Source organism: Streptomyces sp. 11-1-2, from assembly GCF_003595545.1.
GTDB classification, from domain to species: Bacteria; Actinomycetota; Actinomycetes; order Streptomycetales; family Streptomycetaceae; genus Streptomyces; species Streptomyces hygroscopicus_B.
In genome coordinates, this window is record NZ_CP022545.1 from 5,706,371 (window position 1) to 5,728,279 (window position 21,909).

Consider the following 21,909-nt stretch of genomic DNA (forward strand, 5'->3'; position numbering starts at 1 on the left):
GTGCACCGGCGCGTTCGGTACGTATTCAATCGTGACGAGTGCGTCACGCGATGCCACTTGGCCGGTTTCCGCTCCAGCACCGCGGGGCATTCATCCCGTGGCGTGGGGCGAAGGAGGTCTCGGGGGTGGCGTTGGTGGTGGCACGGCAGGTGCCGACGTCGTCGACCATGGCCGTACCCCATGGTCCTGCGGGTGTCCGCGCGGCAAGACAGCGGATGCGTGTCGATTTGGGCAGGACTGGGGTATCGGATTCGGTCATAGACGACGCTGTATTGATCCTTTCAGAACTGCTCAGCAATGCATGGCGGCATGGCCGCCCATGGCGTTCCGGCCATGGTGGCGGCACGGTCCGGGCTGCATGGAGCGTCGACGAGCACGACCGGCTGACGGTCGAGGTGACGGATGGCGGAGGGCCCACAAGGCCACTTCCGGCCAATCCCTCGGTGACCGCACGCGGCGGTCGTGGGCTGAACATCATCATGTCCCTGGCCGAGGAATGGGGCGTGCGGGATGGAGTCGGCGAGGTCACCGTATGGGCCGTTCTTCCGCCTGACGACGATTTCGCCCGTCGTGTCGTGCTTCCCTCGGATCTCTCCCCCGACCTGGGTACGGAGCTGGCTTCCGGGCTGCGTCCGAGCCTCGACGCGAATCTCGACGCGCGGCTCGGCGCCAATCTCGACGCGAACCTGGGGCCGAGTCTCGGGGCGAACCTCGAGGCTGACCTCGACGCGAACCTGGGCCCGAACGTCGAGGCGAACATCGACCCCGATTTCGATCGCGAGCTGGACTTCGCCGATCTGGACGAGCTCGCGTAGCCGACGCGGCTCATGGAGCCGACGCGGTTCGGCCAAAGGGCTAGGCTCGCGCCCGTACTAGTCGTACGCGCCGTAAGAGAGCACTGCCACGGCCGTACGCAGACCGTCACGGGCGTACGAGCAAGCCCTGAGCCGCAGATCGGGAGACAGCCTCACCATGGCCAAGAAGCGCCGCCCCCAGACGAAGGCCACAGGCCCACAGGTCGCGAACGGCGAGATCCCTGTGGTGGGCGCGCGGGAGCCTTGCCCGTGCGGTTCGGGCCGTCGCTACAAGGCCTGTCACGGCAGGGAAGCCGCACACGCCGCCACCGAGCTGGTGCAGCGCCCCTTCGAGGGGCTCCCCAACGAATGCGACTGGGTTGCCCTGCGCGAGCTGGTGCCCGCCGCGACCGTCGAGCTGGCCCTCGCCGACGGGCTGCCCGAGGGGGTTCCGTCGGTCACCCTGGCGACCGTGCTGCCCATGGCGTGGCCCGCGCTGCGCCGTGACAGCGGCGCCGTGCTGCTCGGCCTGCAGAACGACACACCCTCCGGGGACATCAGCCGCGACCTGGCCGACACCCTGCGCCGGGCACTGACCGCCGATCCGGGTACTCCGGTGGCCGCCGAGCGGGCGCCGGGCGACGGTCCACGGCTGCAGGATCTGCTCGACCCGAAGGGCACTTTCTCGCCGACCCTGCACGAGGGGTTCGAGTTCTGGGTCGACGACGCCGCGAACGCGACCGGAGAGGTCGCCGCGTCCCTGGAACGGGCCAACGCGGCCGCGATCCCCACCGCCCGGCTCACCGGCGTGGAGGCGGCCTACTGGTGCGAGACGCCGGAGAAGAACCACCTGCGCTGGGTGATGTCCCACCCCGAGGAGAAGCTGCTCGACGCGCTCGCGCGGCTGCACGCCGCGGGTGCCTCCTCCCTCGGCGACAACACCCGACTGGTGGGCTCGTTCCGGGCCCATGGGCTCACGGTGCCGGTGTGGGATCTGCCCCGCGGGATGAGCGCCGAGGACACCGAGAAGCCGGCCGTGGACCTCGCCGAGCGGCTCGCGGAGGCGCTCGCCTCCGACGCCCCGCTGACGCCCGAGCAGCGGCGCGCCCGGGGCGGTCTCACCAACCGTCAGGTGACGCTGAGCTGACGGTCGCCGGACGGCCGGAGGGCGCCACCGGGGGACGTGACGCTGCTCACAACTCACCGTTACGCCCTGCAAATAGGCGTCCGGAAATCCGCGATCGAATTTGCTATCGGCCGATCTCTTGTTACGGTTCTAAAAGCCCGGTCGCTGGTGCATCCCCCGTCGCCAGCGACCGGGCGCTTCCATGTCCGCGTCCGGACGCCGGCGCGAGAGACGGGCGGGGCGGCACGGGCGGCCGGGAGAAGGTACGGACCAATTGCCTTCGGCGCCGCGGGAGTTGCTCCCGGAGCCCGGAGTCCGACTCTGAGTCCGAGTCCGAGTCCGAGTCCGAAGCGTGAGTTCGGAGCCTGAGCCCGAAGCCCGAGCCCAGCGCCTGGGCCCGAAAACCAAAGCGCGGAGCCCTGACCTCGGAGCCCGGAACCCCAGCGCCCTGAATTTCGGCATGGTGCCCTGAGAGCGCTGTACCACCGCCGGAAAAGAACGGGCTCGGAGCCCGGGCAAACGCATCCCCGGCCTCCGAGCCCCACACACCCCTGCCCCTGAGCCTCGCGCTCAGCGGCCCCCGAACCCCCGCACCCGGGGCCCGCCCTCAATAGGCGAGCCGGCTGCCTCCGTCGGGCGCGCTGGTGCTCGCCTCGACCAAGGCGTTCACCACCGTGGCCACCTGAGGCAGCCAGGGCCGCCCGGAGCGGCGCAGCGGCGGCCGCTCCCAGCGCACCCGCCCGAGGCCCGTCTGCGACGGCGGCAGCACCACATAGCCGCCCTCGCCGTGGAACCGCAGCGAGCTGGGCACCCAGTCCTGCTGGTTCAGCAGCTCGCCGAGGTCTTCGAGGGAATACGGCTCCACCAGCAGCGACCAGCGGGTGGGCGTGGCGATCACCGGACCGAGCCGCACCCCCGCCCGGTCGAAGACCGCCAGCGCCCGCGCCGCGGCGACCGCGGGCAGGCTCACCGCGCAGGGCGCGAGGCCGCCGGTGGCCAGCAGCAGGGGCGCGGTGGGCCGGTTGCCCCACCACCAGCGCACCATGCGCGGGTCGGTGGTGGCGGCAAGGAGAACAGGGTCGAACGGATGACCACCCGGAACCGCACATTCCGGGTCGGGGCAGCCGCATACCCGGGGTCGTCCGACGCCGGACCTAAGTCCGACGCCCGGGACCACGGGCCACTGCCACTCGGTGGCGCAGGTGAGCGCCGCACGCAGCAGCGGCGATCGCGCGCCGCGCCGCAGCGAGAACTTGCGTCGCCTTCCGAGGATCTCGCGCATGAGCGCTCGTTCCTTTCCGTTAACGCCGAGGGCTGTCCGTCGCACTACATCGCACTTCAGATGGCACTTCACTAGGCACTACGTGGCGCTGTACGGCATCGTTCGACCCGTCACAGCAGGTGGATCACAAGTCACTGCGCGTACAAGGCAGCGCATCATGCCGCGGGCCGAGCGTGGAACGTGGCGAGGGGTGGCGCGCGCATGGCGCTTGCCGTCCGGTTGGTGCGTTCCTCGCCACTCGGGGATGGGCGCGGCCGTTGTGGTCTATGACGCCTGGACCGGCCGCGGGGTTCCGGGGCGATCCGAACTGCCCCTGCCCCTTCTCCGAATGTGTACCCGCCGCGGTGGAGACGACGCGCTGTCGAACTGACGTCAGTCGACCTCGAAGGGACAGCCTAACGACTTTTTTTCAGCCAAGTTCAATTCCCCCCAGACACCAACAAGACCACCGGGACGATGCTGGACATCGCATCTCCGCTCCGTGTACATCTGGAGACAGTAGCGGCACAGTAGCGGCGCAGCACGACAGGGGGTTTGCGATGCTATTGAGCGAGCCGGACCCGGCGGGTGAAGGCAGCGGGCCATGAACTCGCCCCACGCGCCGAAAGTGGCTGGAATCGATCCTTCCCTCCCCTCGCCCACGCAAACTGCGGACCCCGTCCCGGGCCCCGTTCCCCCGCCCCTGACCGATGCCAACTCCGCTGTCCAGGACCGGCTCGCGAGCTGGGTCTCGGATCTCACCACCCTTCATGAGCTCACCGAGCGGCTGGTCAGGACCGGGACGCTCGACGAGGCGCTGCGTGAACTGCTGCGCGCGGGCGCGGCCCTGGTCGGCGCCCGGCGCGGGCTGGTGGCGCTCGAACCGGCCGATGGATTCGGCCCGGTGACCACCGTGGGGCTCGGCCTCGGCCACGCCGATCTCGGCCAGATCGAGACCATCCCGCGCGGCTCCGCCTCCGCCGGTCATCTCCTCGACGGGCTGCCCGAGCCGGGTGGTGAGCGGCGTGCCGACGTGACCCACCCCGATATCGCCGGGGAGGCCGACCTCGACCCGCGCCACCGCGAGGTGGCCGCACGGCTCGGCTTCGCCGCGAGCTACGCGGTGCCGCTGGACCCGTTCCGGACCACCTCCTGTACCGCGCCCGGCCTCACCGCCATCCCCTCGCCCGCCCCCGACACGGACGGGTCCGGCGCCGGATCCCCGGCGGGCGCGGACGACCGCCCGGCCCCCGGAGCCCACGGCACGGCGAGCGCCCACGGCACCGGCCATGGGCACGAGGCCGTACCCGCCGCCGCGGCCCCGCCCGGTATCGCCGCCGCCATGGGCGCCGGCGGCCCCTCCGGGCGGCTCGGCGGAGCCGCCTGGCTCTACGACGAGCCCGCGGAGCCCGGGGAGCGCCAGCGCCATCTCGTGGGCCTGTACTGCCAGTACGCCGCCGCGCACATCGCCCGGCTGATCGAGCTCTCCCGCGCCCGCGCCGCCGTCGCGACCGTCCAGGAGGAGCTGCTGCCCACCCGGCTGCCCCGGGTCCCCGGGGTGCGTCTGGCCGTTCGCCACCACCCCGGTCCGCACGGCGGCGGGGACTGGTACGACGCGCTGCCGCTGCCGGACGGGGCGCTCGGGCTCTCGGTGGGCGGAGTCACCGGTTCCGGGCCGAGTGCCGTGGTCGCGATGGGGCGGCTGCGGGCCTCGCTGCGGGCGTACGCGGTGATGGAGGGCGAGGATCCGGTCGCCGTCCTGTCCGATCTGGAGCTGCTGCTGCGGCTCACCGAGCCCGCCCGCTCCGCGACCGCCCTCTTCGCCTACTGCGAGCCCGGGACGCGCAAGGTGGTGCTGGCCGGGGCCGGGCACTGCCCGCCCCTGCTCACCGGGGAGCGGCGCACCGAGTTCGTGGAGACCACCCTGTCCGCGCCGCTGGGGATGCTCTCGTGCTGGGAGGCGCCCAGCGTCGAGATCGAACCGTCGTCCGGAGAGACCCTCCTCTTCTACAGCGACGGGCTGCTGCACCGCACCGGTGAGCCGATGGACCGGGCCTTCACCCGGCTGCACACGGCCGCGGCGAGCGCTCCCAAGGGCGTCCGGGGCGATCCGGACGCCTTCGCCGACCATGTGCTCCGTACGGTTCTCCCCGACGGCCCGGCGGCCCCCGTGGGGCGGCCCTCGGAGGACGGCACCGATGACCTCGTCCTGCTCGTGGCCCACTTCGACTGAGGCTCGAGTTCGACTGAGGCTCGCGGGGGACCACGGCACCCGCTGGAGCCGTGGTCCCCCGCGCTTCGGGCCCTCCCTGCCGCCGCGCCCCCGCACATACGATGGGTGGGGTCCAGTTCGAGGAGGAAGACGTGACCGAGGAGCCCACTCCCGAAGCCCCGGAGAACCCGGAAGGCGAGGAGCCCATCAAGCAGCGGAAGAACGGCCTCTACCCAGGCGTTTCCGATGAGCTTGCGGCGAACATGCAGTCCGGTTGGGCGGACACCGAGCTGCACGACCTGGAGCCCGTCGAACAGGCTCCGCACACCGCCCGCCGCCGCGCCGCGCTCTCCGCGCGCTTCCCGGGCGACCGCCTGGTCATCCCCGCGGGCAATCTCCGCACCCGCTCCAACGACACGGACTACGGCTTCCGCGCCTCGACCGAGTACGCGTACCTCACCGGCGACCAGACCGAGGACGGTGTGCTGGTGCTGGAGCCCGAGGCGGGCGGCGGCCACACCGCGACGCTGTACCTGCTGCCGCGCTCCAACCGGGAGAACGGCGAGTTCTGGCTGGACGGCCAGGGCGAGCTGTGGGTGGGCCGCCGGCTCAGCCTTACGGAGGCCGAGAAGCGGCTGGGCGTGGCCGCCAAGGACGTGCGCGAGCTGGCCGACGAGCTCAGGGCCGCGGCCGGGCCGGTCCGTATCGTGCGCGGTCACGACGCCGCTCTGGAGGCCGCGCTGACCGACAAGGTCACCGGTGAGCGCGACGAGGAGCTGCGGGTCTTCCTCAGCGAGCAGCGCCTGGTCAAGGACGAGTTCGAGATCGGGCAGCTGCAGGCGGCCGTCGACTCGACGGCCCGCGGCTTCGAGGACGTCGTCAAGGTTCTGGACAAGGCGCAGGCGACCTCCGAGCGCTATATCGAAGGAACGTTCTTCCTTCGCGCCCGGGTCGAGGGCAACGACGTCGGCTACGGCAGCATCTGCGCCGCGGGCCCGCACGCCACCACGCTGCACTGGGTGCGCAACGACGGCCCGGTCCGCTCCGGCGATCTGCTCCTCCTGGACGCGGGCGTGGAGACCACCACCCTCTACACCGCCGATGTGACCCGCACGCTGCCGGTGAACGGCACCTACAGCCCGCTGCAGCGCAAGATCTACGAGGCGGTGTACGAGGCGCAGGAGGCGGGCATCGCCGCGGTCCGGCCGGGTGCGAAGTACCGCGACTTCCACGACGCCGCCCAGCACGTGCTGGCCACCAGGCTCGTCGAGTGGGGCCTTGTCGAGGGCCCGGTGGAGCGGGTGCTGGAGCTGGGGCTGCAGCGCCGCTGGACGCTGCACGGCACCGGCCACATGCTCGGCATGGACGTCCACGACTGTGCCGTGGCCCGTACCGAGACCTATGTGGACGGCACCCTGGAGCCCGGGATGTGCCTGACGGTCGAGCCGGGGCTGTACTTCCAGCCCGACGATCTGACCGTGCCCGAGGAGTACCGGGGCATCGGCGTCCGCATCGAGGACGACATCCTGGTGACGGAGGACGGCAACCGCGTGCTGTCGGCCGCGCTGCCGCGGACCGCCGACGACGTCGAGGCGTGGATGGCCCGCCTCACCGCGTGAGGCGGCGGCTCATCATGTGATCACGTGGTCCTGTGGGGAGCGGCGCCGCCGCTCCCCACAGTCCGTTCTCAGCCCTGCCCCGGCACCTTGCGGGTGGTCACCGCGATCCGGTTCCAGGAGTTGATCGTGAAGATGAGGGCGATGAGCTGCGCCAGCTCCCGCTCCTCGAAGTGCCTGGCGGCCCGCTCGTAGACCTCGTCCGGAACGCCGCCCGGCAGCAGCGTGACCGCCTCGGTGAGCGCCAGGGCGGCCTGCTCCTTCTCGGTGTAGAACCCGCCCTTACCGGCCTCCTCCCAGACCCCCACCAGGGCGATGCGCTCGTTGCTCTCGCCCGCCTTATGGGCGTCGGTGGTGTGCATATGGAGGCAGTAGGCGCAGTTGTTGAGCTGGGAGGAGCGGATCTGCACCAGCTCCACCAGGGCCGGGTCCAGGCCCTCGCGGGCGGCCGCGTCCAGGCTGATCAGCGCCTTGAACGCCTTGGGGGCGGCCTTCGCGAAGTCGACCCGGCCGGTCTGCCGCGCCGCCCTCGCCGTCGCCGTTGTGGTCGTCGTCTCCGCCGTCGTCGCTGTCGCTGTCGTAGTCGTCATGGGAATGAAATTAGGCCGCTAAGCGACCCTCTGTAGGGTGCATTTCCATGGCGGATTCATGGGTCAATTCGGCGAAGATCCTCGGCAGTGACCTCCATCTGGAGCTCACCCGCGCGGGCAGCCGCAGAACCGCCCTGATGGCCGCGCTGCGCGAGGCCATCCGCGACGGCCGGCTCGCCCCGGACACCCGGCTGCCGCCTTACCGCTCCCTCGCCGCCGACCTGGGCATCGCCCGGAACACGGTCGCCGACGCCTATGCCGAGCTGGTCGCCGAGGGCTGGCTCACCGCCCGCCAGGGCTCCGGGACCCGGGTGGCGCCCCGCCCCGCACCGCCCCCGCCCCGGCGGCGCACGGCCGGGCGGGGGCTCGGCGGGCGGCCGACCGGGGCGAGCGGCGGCCCTCGCACGCCCCGGCCCGCCCCGCGACCGGTGCACAACCTGCTGCAGGGCCAGCCGGACGCCGCCGCCTTCCCCCGCACCGCCTGGCTCGCCTCGGCCCGCCGTGCGCTGACCGCCGCGCCGCATGAGGCGTTCGGCCCCGGTGATCCGCGCGGCCGCCCGGAGCTGCGCCGCGCCCTGGCCGACTACCTCGCCCGCGCCCGCGGCGTCCGCACCGACCCCGGCCGGATCGTCGTCTGCTCGGGCTTCGCGCACGCCCTGCGGCTGCTGAGCGGCACCCGGCTGCTGCGTCCCCGGATGGCCGTCGAGTCCTACGGCCTGGCGTTCCACCGCTCGCTTCTGAGCTCCGCCGGGATCCGTACGATCCCGCTTCCGCTGGACGCCGATGGCGCCCTTACGGATGGACTGACCGCCCTCGACGGCCTGCGGGCGGCCCTGCTCACCCCCGCCCACCAGTTCCCCACCGGCGGGCCGCTGCACCCCGAGCGGCGGGCCGCGGCCGTCGCCTGGGCGCGGGAGAGCGGCGGTCTGGTCCTGGAGGACGACTACGACGGGGAGTTCCGCTACGACCGCCGTCCGGTGGGCGCCGTCCAGGGCCTCGACCCCGACCGGGTGCTCTACCTCGGCTCGGTCAGCAAAAGCATCTCCCCGGCCCTGCGGCTGGGCTGGATGGTCCTGCCGGACCACCTGGTCGACCGCGTGCTGGCCGCCAAGGGGGAGCGCGAGGGCTGGACCGGCGTCATCGACCAGCTGACCCTCGCGGACTTCATCGAATCGGGCGGCTACGACGGCCATGTGCGCCGTATGCGCCAGCGCTACCGCCGCCGGCGCGATCAGCTCGTCGCCACCCTTGCCGAACACGCGCCCCACGTCCGCGTCTCGGGGATCGCGGCCGGTCTGCACGCGGTGCTGGAGCTACCGCCCGGCACCGAGCGATCCGCCCTGCGCGCCGCCGCCTGGCAGGGGCTGGCGCTCGACGGCCTCGGCGGCTACCGCCACCCGGACGCCACCACACCCCACCCCGACGGGCTCGTGGTGGGCTACGCGACCCCGCCCGAGCACTCCTTCGCGGGAGCGCTGGACGCGCTGTGCCGCGCCCTGCCGCCCGAACAGACCGAACAAGACACGTTCACGATGCCCTCAGCAGCGCCCCTTCGCGCCACTTGAGGATCTTGTCGAAGCTCACCACCACCCCGCCGCGCCCCGGACGGTCCCGGTAGCGGACATGGTCGGTGAGAGCCTCGATGAGAAAAAGCCCCCGCCCGTGCTCCGCCTGGGGCGGAGCCGGGCTGCGCGGCTGCTGTGGTCTCGGCGCGCCCGCCGGACGCCGCTCGTTCCGGGTGCGGCCCTCGCGGCGGACGGCACCGCGTCCGGCGAAGCCGGGGCCGGAGTCGGTGACCTCGATACGGCAGGTGTCGCCGTCGATATAGGCCGTGACTCGGTAATCCCCGCCCGTGCCGTCGCGGCCCCCGTGCTCCACCGCGTTCGCACACGCCTCGGAGAGGGCGACCGACAGATCGTAGGAGATCTCCGGATCGACTCCGGCCGTCTCCATGGTGCCGAGGAGCAGTCGTCGTGCGAGCGGAACGCTCGCCGCCTCGCGGGGCAAATGGAGTGACCACCAGATGCTCATGCTCCAGCCTCCCGGCCGCGGCTCGACATACCGTTACGTATTGCCTGGGTCCATGGTCCGTAAGCGTCTTATCAACGTGACTCCGCTCATTCGGCGGACGCGCTCGATGCGCGAACCGGTGTATGGGCCTGTCCTGGTGTGCGCCGGTACGCCCCACCCGCCGTAGGGAACGCGCCCGCCCAGTGGGATGATGTCGCCGCCATGGCTTCCCCTGTCGCCCGTGCCGGCGCCGATCTGCGAATGCTGCGGGCCGCGGTCTTCACCGCGGTCTGTGTCGTGCTGTCCGCGGCGGGGCATGTGCTGGCCTCCTGCGCGACCGTGCCGCTGTGGACGGTGGGCGTGGGCTGTGCGGCGATGTTCACGGTGGCGCTGACGCTGGCCGGGCGGGAGCGGTCGCTGCCCGGGATCGCGGCCCTGCTGGCCATCGGGCAGCTCGCGCTGCACGCGCTGTTCGCGCTCGGGCAGCACCGGGCGACGGCCGCCGAGGAGGCCGCCCAGCGGGCCGACGCCACCCAGGGCCACGTCATCGGCCTGGCCGCCAGGCTGCTGTGCGCGTCGGGCCCCGGACGGCTCGACGCCGCCACGGCGCATCGGATCGTCGCGCACGCGGGCATCGACCCGTCCGCCGCGCACAGCCCGCACGCCATGCCGTCGTCCGCCGCCCCGGCGGAGCAGGCGGCCGGGATGGCGGGCCTGCTGCCGTCGCTGCCCATGACCCTGGGCCATCTGCTCGCCGCGCTCACCATCGGCTGGCTGCTGCGCCGGGGCGAGATGGCCGTATGGCGGGCGGTGCGGCTGTCGGTGGACGGGGCGCGCGGGGTCGCGGAGGCCGCGCTCGTACGGGCGCTGCGCGCCGCCCTGAAGCTCGTACGGGTGCTCCTGGCCCCTTCGGGGGCGCCTTACGGCGGGCCGTGCCGTCCGCGCACGGCCGAGCGGAACGAGGGCGGGACGACGGCCCTCGCCCTCCAGCACAGCGTGATCAGGCGGGGACCGCCGGCTTGCGACCTCGCGGCCTGACCGACGCGACGCTCCTCCAGCGGGACCGGAGGGTGGCCGCGACGTCGCCGCACGCGCGCCAACCCATCTGATCATTCCTGTCCCTGGAGTGTTGACATGAACGCCATGCGTATCCGCCGTCTGCCGATCATCGGAGCCCTCACCGCGGGCGGCCTGGTGCTGCTCACCGCGGGCCCCGCCTTCGCGCACGTCAGCGTGCAGCCCGGCCAGGCCGAGAAGGGCGGCTACAGCACCATCAACTTCAAGGTGCCGAACGAGCGCGACGACGCCTCCACCGTCAAGCTCGAGGTGACGCTGCCCGCCGACCATCCGCTCGCCTCGGTGATGCCGCAGCCGGTGCCCGGCTGGGACGTCAAGGTCACCAAGTCCAAGCTCCCCAAGCCCATGGAGATGCACGGCGAGAAGATCAGCGAGGCGGTCACCAAGGTCACCTGGTCCGGCGGCAAGATCGAGCCGGGGATGTTCCAGCAGTTCCCGCTGTCGGTCGGCCAGCTGCCCGACGACGCCGACCAGCTCGCCTTCAAGGCGCTCCAGACGTACGACGACAAGGATGTCGTGCGCTGGATCGAGGAGCCCAAGGAGGGCGCCGCCGAACCGGAGAACCCGGCGCCGGTGCTCAAGCTGGTCGCCCCGGCCGAGGGCTCGGACGGCCATGACGCCGCCGCGGCCTCCGGACAGGGCAAGGACAGCGGCTCCGAGAAGGCCGGCGCCGAGAACTCCGCCTCGGCCGACTCCTCCGACGACAAGGACAGCAGCGACACCACGGCCCGGGTGCTGGGCATCGTGGGCATCGTCATCGGCGCCGCCGGTGTCGCCTACGGCGTGGTCGCCAGCCGCCGCCGCTCCGCCTGACCGCCGGCCACCCGACCGAGACGCGTGTACCGCCGGTGACCGCCGGTCCTGAACCGACCGCGTGATCCCGGCGGGGGCGGCGGGCCCCCGTGTCCGCCGCCCCCGCGCGCCACCGAACCACTTCTCTCTTTGGAGAACAGCTCCATGCGCACCAAAATCCTGGCCACCGCCATCGTCGCCGCCGCCGCACTCACCCTCAGCGCCTGCGGCGGCTCGGACAGCGGCGGCAAGGGCGACAACGAAGCCGCCGCCGAGGTCAAGGGCGGCCAGAGGTCAGGACAGGCCATCGTCCTCGACCAGGCGAAGGCCAAGCCGGACCTCGCCCTCACCGACACCGACGGCAAGAAGTACGACCTGCTCAAGGAGACCAAGGGCCGACCCACCCTGCTCTTCTTCGGCTACACCCACTGCCCGGACGTCTGCCCGCTGACCATGAGCAACGTCGGCCTCGCCGTGAAGAAGCTGCCCAAGGCCGAGCGGGAGAAGCTGCGGGTCGTCTTCGTCAGCACCGACCCGGCCCGGGACACCCCCAAGCGGATGCGCTCCTGGCTGGACGCCCAGGGCGGCACCGACTTCGTCGGCCTGACCGGCGACTTCAACACCATCGAGGCCGCCGCGCGGCCGCTGGGCATCTTCATCGAGAAGCCGAAGAAGGAGAAGGACGGCAGCATCACCGTCAGCCACGGCGCCGAGGTGGTCGGCTTCTCACCCAAGGACGACAAGGGTCACTGGATCTACACGACGGAGGCCACGGCGGATCGTTACGCCAAGGACCTGCCGAAGATCATCGAGGGGCGGAACCCGTGACGGCGGCGGCCCCTGGCATTCCTGGCGTCCGTAAGGCGGCCGCCGTGGTCCTCGCCCTCGGTCTGTCCGCCACGCTCGCCGCCTGCTCGGGCGACGACGGCGGCGGCGACGGCGGCGGGAAGGGCGGGGGCGACCCCAAGCTGTCCGTGACCGGCGCCTACGTCTCCCAGCCGCCCATGACCGACATGGCGGCGGGCTATCTGACCGTACGGAACGCCGGTGGCGGCGCCGACGAGCTGACGTCCGTCACCACCCCGCTCGCCTCCGAGGTCACCCTGCATACCACCAAGGGCACCCGGATGAAGCAGGTGAGCTCGCTCGATGTTCCGGCGGACAACCGGCTCGAGCTGTCCAGCGGCGGAGATCATCTGATGCTGACAAACCTCTCCCACCGGCCGAAGGTCGGTGAGAAGGTCAGCTTCACCCTTCACTTCGCCACCTCCGCCCCCATCGAGATCAAAGTCCCGGTCGAGCCGACGACGTACCGCCCCAAGGACTGACACCCGATGCCCTCGTTGACCTCCCTGGCCCCCGCCGGGCCCACCGCGACCCCCTCCCGGACCACCGCGACCGCCCGGCGCCTGATGGCGATCTGCGGCACCCTGCTCGCCGCGCTGCTGTGCGCGCTGAGCGTGGGCGCGAGCTCCGCGTCCGCGCATGCCGCGCTCACCTCGACCGACCCCGCCGACGGCTCGGTCGTGAAGACCGCGCCCAGGGAGGTCACGCTGAACTTCTCGGAGGGCGTGCTGCTCTCCGGCGACTCGGTGCGCGTGCTCGACCCCAAGGGCAAGCGCGTGGACACCGGGAAGACCGCCCATGTCGGCGGCAAGTCGTCGACCGCCGCCGCCGGGCTGCACTCCGGGCTTCCGGACGGCACCTACACGGTGGCGTGGAAGGCGGTCTCGGAGGACAGCCACCCGGTGAGCGGCGCGTTCACCTTCTCCATCGGCGCCCCGTCCAAGACCACGGCGAAGGTGCCCACGGGCGAGGCGTCCGACAGCACCGTCAGCACGCTCTACGGGATCGGCCGGTACGCCGCCTACGGCGGTTTCGCGGCCATGGTGGGCGGCAGTGTGTTCGCCGGCCTCTGCCGGTCCTCCCGACCGGTGCGGAAGATCGCCGTGGGCGGCTGGGTGACGGTCTTCACGGCCAGCCTGGTGCTGTTGCTGCTGCGCGGGCCGTACACCGACGGCGAGGGGATCGGCGGGATCCTCGACCTCGGCAGGCTGGGCGATGTGCTGTCCACCAAGCCGGGCGCGGCGCTGCTGTCCCGGCTGCTGCTGCTCGGCGCGGCGGCGGTCTTCCTGGCCGTCCTCTTCGGCTCGTACACCCGTCGCACCGGGGAGCGGGAGGCGGACGCGCGGCGCCGCCAGGACCTGGCCTTCGGGCTGGGCTTCGGCGGCACGGTGATGGCGGTGGGCCTCTCCGCGACCTGGGCGATGGCCGAGCACGCCTCGGTCGGCCTCCAGCGGCAACTGGCCATGCCGGTGGACATGATCCATCTGATCGCGGTCGGGGTGTGGCTGGGCGGCCTGGCCTCGCTCGCGGTGACGCTCCGGGCGGGTGAGCCGATCGGGCGGGCGGCCGTGCGCCGCTTCTCGCGGCTGGCCTTCGGCTCGGTCGTCGCCCTGGTGGTCACCGGGCTGTACCAGTCGTGGCGGCAGGTGGGCTCCTGGGGCGCGCTGACCGACACCGAGTACGGGCGATGGCTGCTGGTCAAGGTGGGCCTGGTGGCGGTGCTCCTGGGCATCGCGGCCATCTCGCGACGCTGGACCGGCCGCCTTACGGATGCCACGGCGGACACGGCGGAGGAGACGGACGCGGAGGCCGAGGCGGAGAGCGCGTCGGAGGCGGCTCCGGCGGCCTCGGCGGCCTCGGAAGCGGAGGCCACGGCAGAGGCTGAGGCGGAGGCCGCGGTGAAGGCCGGGGTGAAGGCCGGGGTGAAGGCCGCGCAGCCGGTCCGTACCGGCGCGGCCGACGCGGCGGTCGACACCCCGGCCGACGCCGAGACCGAGTCCGGTGACGGGCCCGGTGACGGCGCCGGTTCGGACGCCGCCGACGACGATCCCGAACGCGCCGCCCAGCTCGCCCGTCAGCGGGCCGCCAAGGACAAGACCGCCACGCTGCGGGAGCGCGACGCCGACCGCGAGCGCAGCGCCCTGCGCCGGTCGGTGATCGCCGAGACCATCGTGGCCGTCGTGCTGCTCGCGGTGGCCACCGTGCTGAGCGGCACCCAGCCCGGCCGGGCCGAAACCGAGCAGGCGAGCGCCTCGGCCACGAAGCCCGGCGGCCAGCTGAACGTCGACCCGGTGAGCGTGCTGGTCCCCTACAACACGGGCCCCAAGAGCGGCCGTGGCAAGGCCGTTGTCATGATCGAACCCGCTCTGCCGGGCGACAACGCGCTGCATGTCTTCACCACCGACCTGGCCGACCGTCCCGTGGACGTCCCCGAGGTCAAGCTGTCGCTGACGCTGAAGTCGAAGGGGATCGGGCCGCTGCGCATCCCGCTCGAGCGCCTCTCGACCGGGCACTGGAGCGCCAAGACCGTCCAGCTCCCCATGGCCGGCACCTGGCAGCTCTCCCTGACCGTACGAACCTCCGACATCGACCAGGTGACGGAGACCAGGAACGTGAAAGTCGCTCAATGACGACAGAGCAAGCACCCTCGTCCGGCATCTCCCGGCGGCGTCTGCTGGGCTCGGCGGGCGCCGCCGGCGCGGCCGGACTGGTCGCCGGCGGAGCCGCCGGAGCCTACGCGTCCGAGGCGACGCGGGAGGCACCCGAACCCCTCAGCTCCCTGGGCGCGACCGCCGTGCCCTTCCACGGCAGGCGCCAGGCGGGCATCACCACCCCCCTCCAGGCCCATGGCCATCTCCTCGCCTTCGACCTGGCGCCCGGTGCGAACCGTAAGGCGGCCGCCGCACTGCTGCGCCGCTGGTCGCGCACGGCCCAGGAGCTGATGGCGGGCGAGGCCCCACCGGACGACACGGGGATCGCGCTGGACGCCGGTCCCTCCTCCCTTACGGTCACCTTCGGCTTCGGCCGGACCTTCTTCGGCAAGGCGGGACTCGACGACCAACTGCCGGAGGCGCTCGCTCCGCTCCCCGACTTCGCCTCGGACGCCCTCGACCCCAAGCGCAGCAACGGCGATCTGTGGATCCAGATCGGCGCCGATGACGCGCTGGTCGGCTTCCACGCGCTGCGCGCCCTGCAGCGCGAGGCCGCGGGCACGGCCCGGCTGCGCTGGCAGATGAACGGCTTCAACCGCACCCCCGGCGCCACCGACCGCCCCATGACCACCCGCAACCTCATGGGACAGATCGACGGCACCAACAACCCCAAGCCGGCCGACGACGACTTCGAGCGGCGGATCTTCGTACCGGAGAAGGGCGAGCCCGCGTGGCTGGCGGGCGGTTCCTACGCGGTCGTCCGGCGCATCCGGATGCTGCTGGACACCTGGGACCATCTCTCCCTGGAACGGCAGGAGAAGGTGGTCGGCCGCCGCAAGTCCGACGGCGCCCCGCTGTCCGGCGGCACGGAGACCACCCCGGTCCGGCTCGACAAGATCAACGGGGACGGTGCGCTGGCCATCGCGGGCGCCGCCCATGTGCGGGTCGCGGCGCCCGCGTCCAACCAGGGCGCCGCCATGCTGCGCAGGCCCTTCTCGTACCACGACGGCTTCCGCGACGACGGGGCGCCGGACGCCGGGCTGCTCTTCATCGCCTGGCAGGCGGATCCGATGAAGGGGTTCGTCCCGGTGCAGCGGAAGCTGGACCTGGGCGACGATCTGTCGCGGTTCCTGCGGCACGAGGCCAGCGCGCTGTTCGCGGTGCCCCCGGGCTGCGCCCCGGGGGAGTACGTGGGTCAGGCACTCTTGGAGGGATAGGAGACGGGGACGAGCCGCCCCCGGTCGCCCGCGTCCAAGGGGTGACAGCGAGTCCGCCGGCTTCGCGGACGCGAGTATCGTGGCGGTCTCGTCTGATCACAGGGAGCGACCGTGATGTCGGCCAGCCGCTATGCCTACCTCGGCCCCGAGGGCACCTTCACCGAGGCCGCCCTGCGGTCCATGCCGGAGGCCGCCACCCGGGAGCTGGTGCCGATGGTCTCGGTGCCGGTGGCGCTCGACGCGGTGCGCTCCGGTGCCGCGGCGGCCGCGCTGGTCCCCATCGAGAACTCGGTCGAGGGCGGGGTCACCGCGACCCTGGACGAGCTGGCCACCGGCGAACCGCTGATGATCTACCGCGAGGTGCTGCTGTCGATCAGCTTCGCGCTGCTCGTACGGCCGGGCACCGCGCTCGCGGACATCAAGACGGTGACCGGGCATCCGGTCGCCCAGCCCCAGGTCCGCAACTGGCTGGCGGCGAACCTCCCGGACGCCCTGTGGGAATCGGCCGCCTCGAACGCGGACGGCGCGCGGCTGGTGCAGGAGGGGCGGTACGACGCGGCGTTCGCGGGCGAGTTCGCGGCGTCCAGGTACGGTCTTGAGCCGCTGGTCACCGACATCCACGACGCGCAGAACGCGATGACCCGCTTCGTCCTGGCCGGCCGCCCCGCCCGGCCCGCCGCCCGGACGGGCGCGGACAAGACGTCCGTGGTGATCTGGCTCGGGGACGACCACCCGGGCGCGCTGCTGGAGCTGCTGCAGGAGTTCTCCGCGCGCGGGGTCAACCTGATGCGGATCGAATCGCGCCCGACCGGCGAGGGCATCGGCCGCTACTGCTTCTCGGTGGACTGCGAGGGGCACATCACCGACCGGCGGGTGGGCTCGGCCCTGATGGGGCTGAAACGGATCTGCCCCAAGGTGCGGTTCCTGGGCTCGTATCCCCGGGCGGGTGTGACGCCGGAGGACCTGGCGGAGCTGCGGCACGGGACCTCGGACGAGGCGTTCACGGAGGCGGCGGAGTGGCTGGCCCGCTGCCAGGACGGCCGGGCCTGAGCCGAGCCCACCCGTAGCGACCGGCCGTAGCGAGCGTGCGCCGGGGGCACTCCGGTGGCGGGCGGCCGGGCGGCTGGAGCCGGGGCTGAGCGCCGCCGCCGCCCGGGTGCTGGGGATCGTCGGAATCGCTGCGGAAAAGTTATCCACAGGCTGATGCGGCACGCTGGGGATAAGTCGACATCATCAATCCGGCGAGACGGTCACATCACGATATAAGCCGCATCCGCCCCCATCACCGAACATCGCTTATCTGTCACCCCAATTCCCTCGACCAACTCTTTGGAGTGAGGGATTCCTCTCTTGTGGAGTGTGTGAACGCGGTTTGATGGGGGAATCCATCGCCGAGCACTTGGGGGGCCCAAGCGATCACCGCGGCATCCACAGATCTCACACACAGCCTGTGGATAACTTCGGGGATTCCCCTCACCCCTGTGGACAACCGGGCCTCAACTCGCCCTGTACACAAGGGAAGAAGGTCGACTCGACGCCGCCTCTTTGCCCCTTTTCGGGGAATGCGCATGCATTCCTTGACGGCGGCCGTCACAGGAATTCCCCGGTTTACCCACAGCCCCAAAAGAGGGCAAAACGGGACGCAAAGGAATATCGCGTCGAGCACCCGAGGTCACACCGGTAACCTGGTGGGGTGATTGACCTTCGCCTGCTCCGTGAGGACCCCGATCGTGTGCGCGCCTCCCAGCGCGCCCGTGGAGAGGACGTCGGCATCGTCGACGCCCTCCTGACCGCCGACGAGCGGCGCAGGTCCTCCAGTGTCCGCTTCGACGAGCTGCGCGCCGAACAGAAGGCGCTCGGCAAGCTCATCCCCAAGGCCGCCGGTGACGAGAAGGCCGAGCTGCTGAAGAAGGCGGGCGAGCTGTCCGCCGCCGTCAAGGCGGCCGACGCCGAGCAGGACGCGGCCGCGGACGAGACCCAGCAGCTCCTGCTCCAGCTGGGCAATCTCGTCCACCCCGAGGTCCCGGTCGGCGGCGAGGACGACTTCACCGTCCTGGAGACGATCGGCACCCCGCGCGACTTCGATGCCGAGGGCTTCGCGCCCAAGGACCATCTGGAGCTCGGCGAGCTGCTCGGCGCGATCGACACCGAGCGCGGCGCCAAGGTCTCCGGCTCCCGCTTCTACTACCTGACGGGCATCGGCGCCCTGCTGGAGTTCGCACTGGTGAACGCGGCGATGGCACAGGCCACCGCGGCGGGCTTCACCCCGGTGCTCACCCCGGCGCTGGTCAAGCCGAAGGCCATGGAGGGCACCGGCTTCCTCGGCCAGGCCGCCGAGGACGTCTACCACCTCGACAAGGACGACCTCTACCTGGTCGGCACCTCCGAGGTCCCGCTGGCCGCGTACCACATGGACGAGATCCTGGAGGCGGACGCACTCCCGCGGCGCTACGCCGGGTTCTCCTCCTGCTTCCGCCGTGAGGCCGGGTCGTACGGCAAGGACACCCGGGGGATCTTCCGGGTGCACCAGTTCGACAAGGTCGAGATGTACGTCTACACGACCCCGGAGGACGCCGAGGCCGAGCACCAGCGGCTGCTGGACTGGGAGAAGCAGTGGCTGACCTCGCTGGAGCTGCCGTTCCGGGTGATCGACCTGGCCTCGGGTGACCTGGGCTCGTCGGCGACGCGGAAGTTCGACTGCGAGGCGTGGATCCCGACGCAGGGCAAGTACCGCGAGCTGACCTCGACCTCCAACACCACCGAATTCCAGTCGCGGCGGCTGTCGATCCGGATGCGCGAGGGCAAGAAGGTCCGTCCGCTGGCCACGCTCAACGGCACGCTGTGCGCGGTCACCCGAACCATCGTCGCGATCCTCGAGAACCACCAGCAGGCCGACGGTTCGGTGCGGGTGCCCGAGGCGCTGCGGCCGTTCCTGGGCGGACGCGAGGTCCTGGAACCGGTCGCACGGTGACGAACGCCGGACCGACGGACGAGCTCGCCGGAGCGCCGGACGAGCTCCCCTATCGACTGGTCGCCACCGATCTCGACGGCACGCTGCTGCGCCCCGACCACACCGTCTCGGCGCGGACCCGTGACGCGCTCGCCGCGGCCACCGCGGCGGGCGCCGCGCACATCGTGGTCACCGGACGCACCGTCCCGGTGGCCCGGCACATACTCGACGACCTCGGCTACCAGGGGCTCGCGGTGTGCGGTCAGGGCGCACAGCTCTACCACGCGGGTGAGCACCGGCTGCTGACCTCCGTCACGCTGGACCGCCAGGTGGCCCTGCTGGCGCTGGAGAAGATCGAGGCGGAGATCGGCCCGCTGTCGCTGGCCGCGGCCCGCGACGGGCTGGACGGCGAGGTGCTGTTCGGCGAGGGCTACCGGATGGACCACGAGGGGATGCCCCGGGTGCCGTTCACGGACCCGGCCGAGCTGTGGTCGCAGCCCATCAGCAAGCTCTATATCCAGCACGCCGAGCTGGACGACGACGCCCTCGCGGACGCCGCCCGGACGGCCGCCGGGGGCCTGGTCGGGGTCACGATGGCCGGCACCGGACTGGTGGAGCTGCTGCCGCTGGGGCTGACGAAGGCCACGGGCCTCTCGATGGCCGCGCGCCGGCTGGGGATGACCGCCGACGACGCGATCGCGTTCGGCGATATGCCCAATGACGTTCCGATGTTCGGCTGGGCGAAGCACGCTGTCGCGATGGCGAACGCGCACCAGGATCTGAAGGCCGTCGCCGACGAGATCACCGCCTCCAACGCGGAGGACGGCATCGCCGTGGTGCTGGAACGGCTCTTCCCGGCGGCGCGCCGGTAACGGCAGCGCACCGGTGACCGGTGAACCGGCCGGATGCCGGCGCGGCCGCCTCGGCGGACCGCCCGGCATCCGGGCCCGGCAGCGGTGATCGGGATCCCTCGGCCGCCGCCGAGGGATCCCGGTCCAGGAGGGGTCAGCCGAAGATCTTGACCGCCTGGTAGTAGGTCCACGCCGTGCCGTCGCACGACGTCTTGGTGGCACCGCTGTAGGCGCTGCACACCCGCTTGAGGTCCTCGTAGAAGGCGCTGTCGATGCGCGCCTTGTTGGCGTCGAAGATGCCCATCGCCTTGTGGTTGCGGTAGCCGAAGTCATGGCGGGCGCAGGCGGTCTGGAAGGGGAAGCCGAAGGGGTTGTCGGGCGAGCTGCTGCAGTAGTCGGTGGACCAGTCGAACCCGTAGGCGGCCCAGGCACCCTGGTTGTTCCGCGCCGCGACCCAGGTGTTGTAGCTGCTGGCGCTGGTCTGCGTCCAGCTTGCGAGGACCTGCGGCTTGTCCGCGGGGGCCGCCTGGGCGGGTGCGGCCAGGGCGATGGCGGCGGCCGCGGTGACAGCGGTGGCCGCGAGACTCGTGACGAGACGACGCATTCGGGTTCCCTCCGTTTTCACTTCTGACACCCCCTCAAAAGGCTTGTGGCGCGGGGGGTGGCGCGGTGTGATCCAGCGCACGCCAAGAGTTGGGCAGGTCCCTGACAACCGTCAAGATCTACACCGACGTAGAGATGAACAGAGTTCGACCAGCAGAGTTTCGGAGCTTCCTCCAACTGGCGCCGCTGCGCGGGTCGTTCAGGAGGTGCGCCGGGACACCCGGGAGGGAGGGGCGAACAGCGGCCCCGGACCCTTGACCCGTCGGAGGATCGGGGCGGTCTCCATGTCCAGCACGGAGGGCAGTTCGGCGATGCGGGTCGTCAGATAGGTGTAGAGGGCCCGGACATCGGCGCAGACCACGGTCGCCATCAGATTCTTCGTCCCGGTAGTCGCACATGCGAACGCCACCTCGGGGTGGTCCGCGAGTGTCTGCCCGGTGGCGGCGAGATCCGACGGCCTTACCGACAGCCACATCGTGGTGGTGACACTCTGATCGAACATCCGGTGGGTGTAGTCGACGTCGAAGTACAGGGTGCCGTCGGCGCGCAGATCGGCCAGCCGGCGGCGCACCGTCGACTGCGACCAGCCGGTGGCGGCGGCCAGTTCGGCCAGCGGCGCCCGCCCGTCCCGCGCGAGGACGTCCAGCAGCTTGCCGTCCTCGGCGCCCACCGGTCCGCGCGGCCCCTTCGACCGGTCCGCGGCGGGCGTGCGCAGCCGACCGACCTGCTCGGCCGTCAGCGCCTCGGTCTTGTTGACCAGGCCCTGCTCGCCGCCGTAGAACTCATGCAGCACGCAGTGCGCGCTCACCCCCACCACCCGTGGCGTCTGCGGGAGTTTGCGCAGCAGCAGGGCGTCGCTGTCCAGGCCGGACGCCGCCCGTGTCGACGCGGCGACCTCGGTGCCGTCGGAGAGCACATGCACCCAGGAGGTGTCGGTCCGCCGGGCCATCGCCTCGGCCACCGGCAGCGCGGCGTCCGGCAGGCACCGCACCCGCACCAGCCAGACCACATCGCCGACCGCCGCCGGGTCGGTGAGCCCCAGCACCCGGACCGCTCCCGTCGTCCGCAGCCGGGTGTAGCGGCGGGCCACGGTCTGGTCGGAGACGCCCAGCACCTCGGCGAGCCGGCTGAAGGGGGCCCGCCCGTCGAGCTGAAGGGCATGCACCAGCGCCCGGTCCAGGTCGTCGTACGCGTCGGATTCCACCGCACAAAGCTAGCGGACGTCGGATATCGCCACCGGGGCGGTGCCGGCTGGAGGAGCGGACCGGTCAGGACGACCGTAAGAGCCGCGGGGACCGCCGGACCGTCATCGG

Annotated in this window: 18 protein-coding genes and 1 pseudogene; 14 read left to right on the top strand and 5 right to left on the bottom strand. The window is 71.9% G+C overall.

The annotated features are described in order from the left end of the window. Positions 1 to 38: 38 nt before the first annotated feature. Positions 39 to 575 (top strand): annotated as a pseudogene (locus CGL27_RS24050) (ATP-binding protein); the annotation flags it as partial. A 397-nt stretch (positions 576 to 972) separates the two neighbouring features. Beyond that, positions 973 to 1,941, top strand: coding sequence for a DUF5926 family protein (locus CGL27_RS24055; RefSeq protein WP_078642353.1), 969 nt, complete (start codon positions 973 to 975; stop codon positions 1,939 to 1,941). Between the two features lie 586 nt (positions 1,942 to 2,527). Here the strand turns inward: CGL27_RS24055 and CGL27_RS24060 are convergent. Further along, positions 2,528 to 3,202 (bottom strand): bifunctional DNA primase/polymerase, encoded by a 675-nt coding sequence (locus CGL27_RS24060; RefSeq protein ID WP_078642354.1) that lies wholly within the window; start codon positions 3,200 to 3,202, stop codon positions 2,528 to 2,530. Between the two features lie 583 nt (positions 3,203 to 3,785). Between CGL27_RS24060 and CGL27_RS24065 the strand changes: the two genes are divergently transcribed. Together CGL27_RS24065 and CGL27_RS24070 are read left to right on the top strand one after the other, a co-directional pair. Then, positions 3,786 to 5,414: a PP2C family protein-serine/threonine phosphatase gene (locus tag CGL27_RS24065; RefSeq protein ID WP_119989938.1), complete on the top strand. Its 1,629-nt coding sequence runs from the start codon at positions 3,786 to 3,788 to the stop codon at positions 5,412 to 5,414. Positions 5,415 to 5,515: 101 nt separating this feature from the next. After that, positions 5,516 to 7,012, top strand: a complete 1,497-nt coding sequence (locus CGL27_RS24070) for an aminopeptidase P family protein (protein ID WP_119989940.1) — start codon at positions 5,516 to 5,518, stop codon at positions 7,010 to 7,012. A 68-nt stretch (positions 7,013 to 7,080) separates the two neighbouring features. Here CGL27_RS24070 and CGL27_RS24075 read toward each other — a convergent pair whose 3' ends face one another. Beyond that, the gene (locus CGL27_RS24075; protein ID WP_119989951.1) at positions 7,081 to 7,599 is read right to left on the bottom strand and encodes a carboxymuconolactone decarboxylase family protein; all 519 of its coding nucleotides are present in this window, start codon (positions 7,597 to 7,599) and stop codon (positions 7,081 to 7,083) included. Positions 7,600 to 7,646: 47 nt separating this feature from the next. Between CGL27_RS24075 and CGL27_RS24080 the strand changes: the two genes are divergently transcribed. Continuing rightward, on the top strand, positions 7,647 to 9,164 hold the full coding sequence (locus CGL27_RS24080) for a PLP-dependent aminotransferase family protein (protein ID WP_119989953.1): 1,518 nt from the start codon (positions 7,647 to 7,649) through the stop codon (positions 9,162 to 9,164). Here CGL27_RS24080 and CGL27_RS24085 read toward each other — a convergent pair. After that, complete coding sequence (locus CGL27_RS24085; RefSeq protein ID WP_014061889.1) at positions 9,127 to 9,630, bottom strand: ATP-binding protein; 504 nt, start codon at positions 9,628 to 9,630, stop codon at positions 9,127 to 9,129. The genes CGL27_RS24080 and CGL27_RS24085 overlap by 38 nt on opposite strands. Before the next feature lie 201 nt (positions 9,631 to 9,831). On the opposite strand from CGL27_RS24085, the gene CGL27_RS24090 reads away from it, so the two are divergent. The 9 genes from CGL27_RS24090 (at position 9,832) to CGL27_RS24130 (ending at position 20,014) form a co-directional block, all read left to right on the top strand. After that, the gene (locus CGL27_RS24090; protein ID WP_119989955.1) at positions 9,832 to 10,647 is read left to right on the top strand and encodes a hypothetical protein; all 816 of its coding nucleotides are present in this window, start codon (positions 9,832 to 9,834) and stop codon (positions 10,645 to 10,647) included. A 105-nt stretch (positions 10,648 to 10,752) separates the two neighbouring features. Continuing rightward, entirely contained in the window at positions 10,753 to 11,499 is a 747-nt protein-coding gene (locus tag CGL27_RS24095; protein WP_119994524.1) for a YcnI family protein, read from the top strand. A gap of 144 nt (positions 11,500 to 11,643) precedes the next feature. Further along, positions 11,644 to 12,306, top strand: a complete 663-nt coding sequence (locus tag CGL27_RS24100) for an SCO family protein (RefSeq protein WP_119989957.1) — start codon at positions 11,644 to 11,646, stop codon at positions 12,304 to 12,306. Continuing rightward, positions 12,303 to 12,806, top strand: coding sequence for a copper chaperone PCu(A)C (locus tag CGL27_RS24105; protein WP_119989959.1), 504 nt, complete (start codon positions 12,303 to 12,305; stop codon positions 12,804 to 12,806). Before CGL27_RS24100 ends, CGL27_RS24105 begins: the two co-directional genes overlap by 4 nt. Before the next feature lie 6 nt (positions 12,807 to 12,812). Then, positions 12,813 to 14,954: a copper resistance protein CopC gene (locus tag CGL27_RS24110; protein ID WP_119989961.1), complete on the top strand. Its 2,142-nt coding sequence runs from the start codon at positions 12,813 to 12,815 to the stop codon at positions 14,952 to 14,954. Beyond that, positions 14,951 to 16,192: an iron uptake transporter deferrochelatase/peroxidase subunit gene (gene efeB / locus CGL27_RS24115; RefSeq protein WP_078642364.1), complete on the top strand. Its 1,242-nt coding sequence runs from the start codon at positions 14,951 to 14,953 to the stop codon at positions 16,190 to 16,192. Before CGL27_RS24110 ends, efeB begins: the two co-directional genes overlap by 4 nt. Before the next feature lie 114 nt (positions 16,193 to 16,306). Further along, positions 16,307 to 17,242: a prephenate dehydratase gene (gene pheA, locus CGL27_RS24120; RefSeq protein ID WP_119989962.1), complete on the top strand. Its 936-nt coding sequence runs from the start codon at positions 16,307 to 16,309 to the stop codon at positions 17,240 to 17,242. Between the two features lie 643 nt (positions 17,243 to 17,885). Next, entirely contained in the window at positions 17,886 to 19,163 is a 1,278-nt protein-coding gene (serS, locus tag CGL27_RS24125; protein WP_078642366.1) for a serine--tRNA ligase, read from the top strand. After that, positions 19,160 to 20,014: an HAD family hydrolase gene (locus CGL27_RS24130; RefSeq protein WP_119989964.1), complete on the top strand. Its 855-nt coding sequence runs from the start codon at positions 19,160 to 19,162 to the stop codon at positions 20,012 to 20,014. The genes serS and CGL27_RS24130 overlap by 4 nt, the downstream gene beginning before the upstream one ends. Positions 20,015 to 20,147: 133 nt before the next feature. Here the strand turns inward: CGL27_RS24130 and CGL27_RS24135 are convergent, their stop codons facing one another. Beyond that, positions 20,148 to 20,597, bottom strand: a complete 450-nt coding sequence (locus CGL27_RS24135; protein ID WP_078642368.1) for a phospholipase — start codon at positions 20,595 to 20,597, stop codon at positions 20,148 to 20,150. 198 nt (positions 20,598 to 20,795) lie between these two features. Continuing rightward, a complete protein-coding gene (locus CGL27_RS24140) occupies positions 20,796 to 21,800 on the bottom strand; it encodes an Lrp/AsnC family transcriptional regulator (RefSeq protein WP_078642369.1) in 1,005 nt (334 codons plus the stop codon). Between the last annotated feature and the right edge of the window lie 109 nt (positions 21,801 to 21,909).

Coding starts and splice junctions, on each gene's coding strand:
- CGL27_RS24135 (WP_078642368.1), bottom strand. CDS start 20,597: ATGCGTCGTCTCGTCACGAGTCTCGCGGCCACCGCTGTCACCGCGGCC.
- CGL27_RS24110 (WP_119989961.1), top strand. CDS start 12,813: ATGCCCTCGTTGACCTCCCTGGCCCCCGCCGGGCCCACCGCGACCCCC.
- CGL27_RS24080 (WP_119989953.1), top strand. CDS start 7,647: ATGGCGGATTCATGGGTCAATTCGGCGAAGATCCTCGGCAGTGACCTC.
- CGL27_RS24075 (WP_119989951.1), bottom strand. CDS start 7,599: ATGACGACTACGACAGCGACAGCGACGACGGCGGAGACGACGACCACA.
- CGL27_RS24095 (WP_119994524.1), top strand. CDS start 10,753: ATGCGTATCCGCCGTCTGCCGATCATCGGAGCCCTCACCGCGGGCGGC.
- CGL27_RS24100 (WP_119989957.1), top strand. CDS start 11,644: ATGCGCACCAAAATCCTGGCCACCGCCATCGTCGCCGCCGCCGCACTC.
- CGL27_RS24065 (WP_119989938.1), top strand. CDS start 3,786: ATGAACTCGCCCCACGCGCCGAAAGTGGCTGGAATCGATCCTTCCCTC.
- efeB (WP_078642364.1), top strand. CDS start 14,951: ATGACGACAGAGCAAGCACCCTCGTCCGGCATCTCCCGGCGGCGTCTG.
- pheA (WP_119989962.1), top strand. CDS start 16,307: ATGTCGGCCAGCCGCTATGCCTACCTCGGCCCCGAGGGCACCTTCACC.
- CGL27_RS24060 (WP_078642354.1), bottom strand. CDS start 3,202: ATGCGCGAGATCCTCGGAAGGCGACGCAAGTTCTCGCTGCGGCGCGGC.
- CGL27_RS24070 (WP_119989940.1), top strand. CDS start 5,516: ATGGGTGGGGTCCAGTTCGAGGAGGAAGACGTGACCGAGGAGCCCACT.
- CGL27_RS24055 (WP_078642353.1), top strand. CDS start 973: ATGGCCAAGAAGCGCCGCCCCCAGACGAAGGCCACAGGCCCACAGGTC.
- CGL27_RS24090 (WP_119989955.1), top strand. CDS start 9,832: ATGGCTTCCCCTGTCGCCCGTGCCGGCGCCGATCTGCGAATGCTGCGG.
- CGL27_RS24085 (WP_014061889.1), bottom strand. CDS start 9,630: ATGAGCATCTGGTGGTCACTCCATTTGCCCCGCGAGGCGGCGAGCGTT.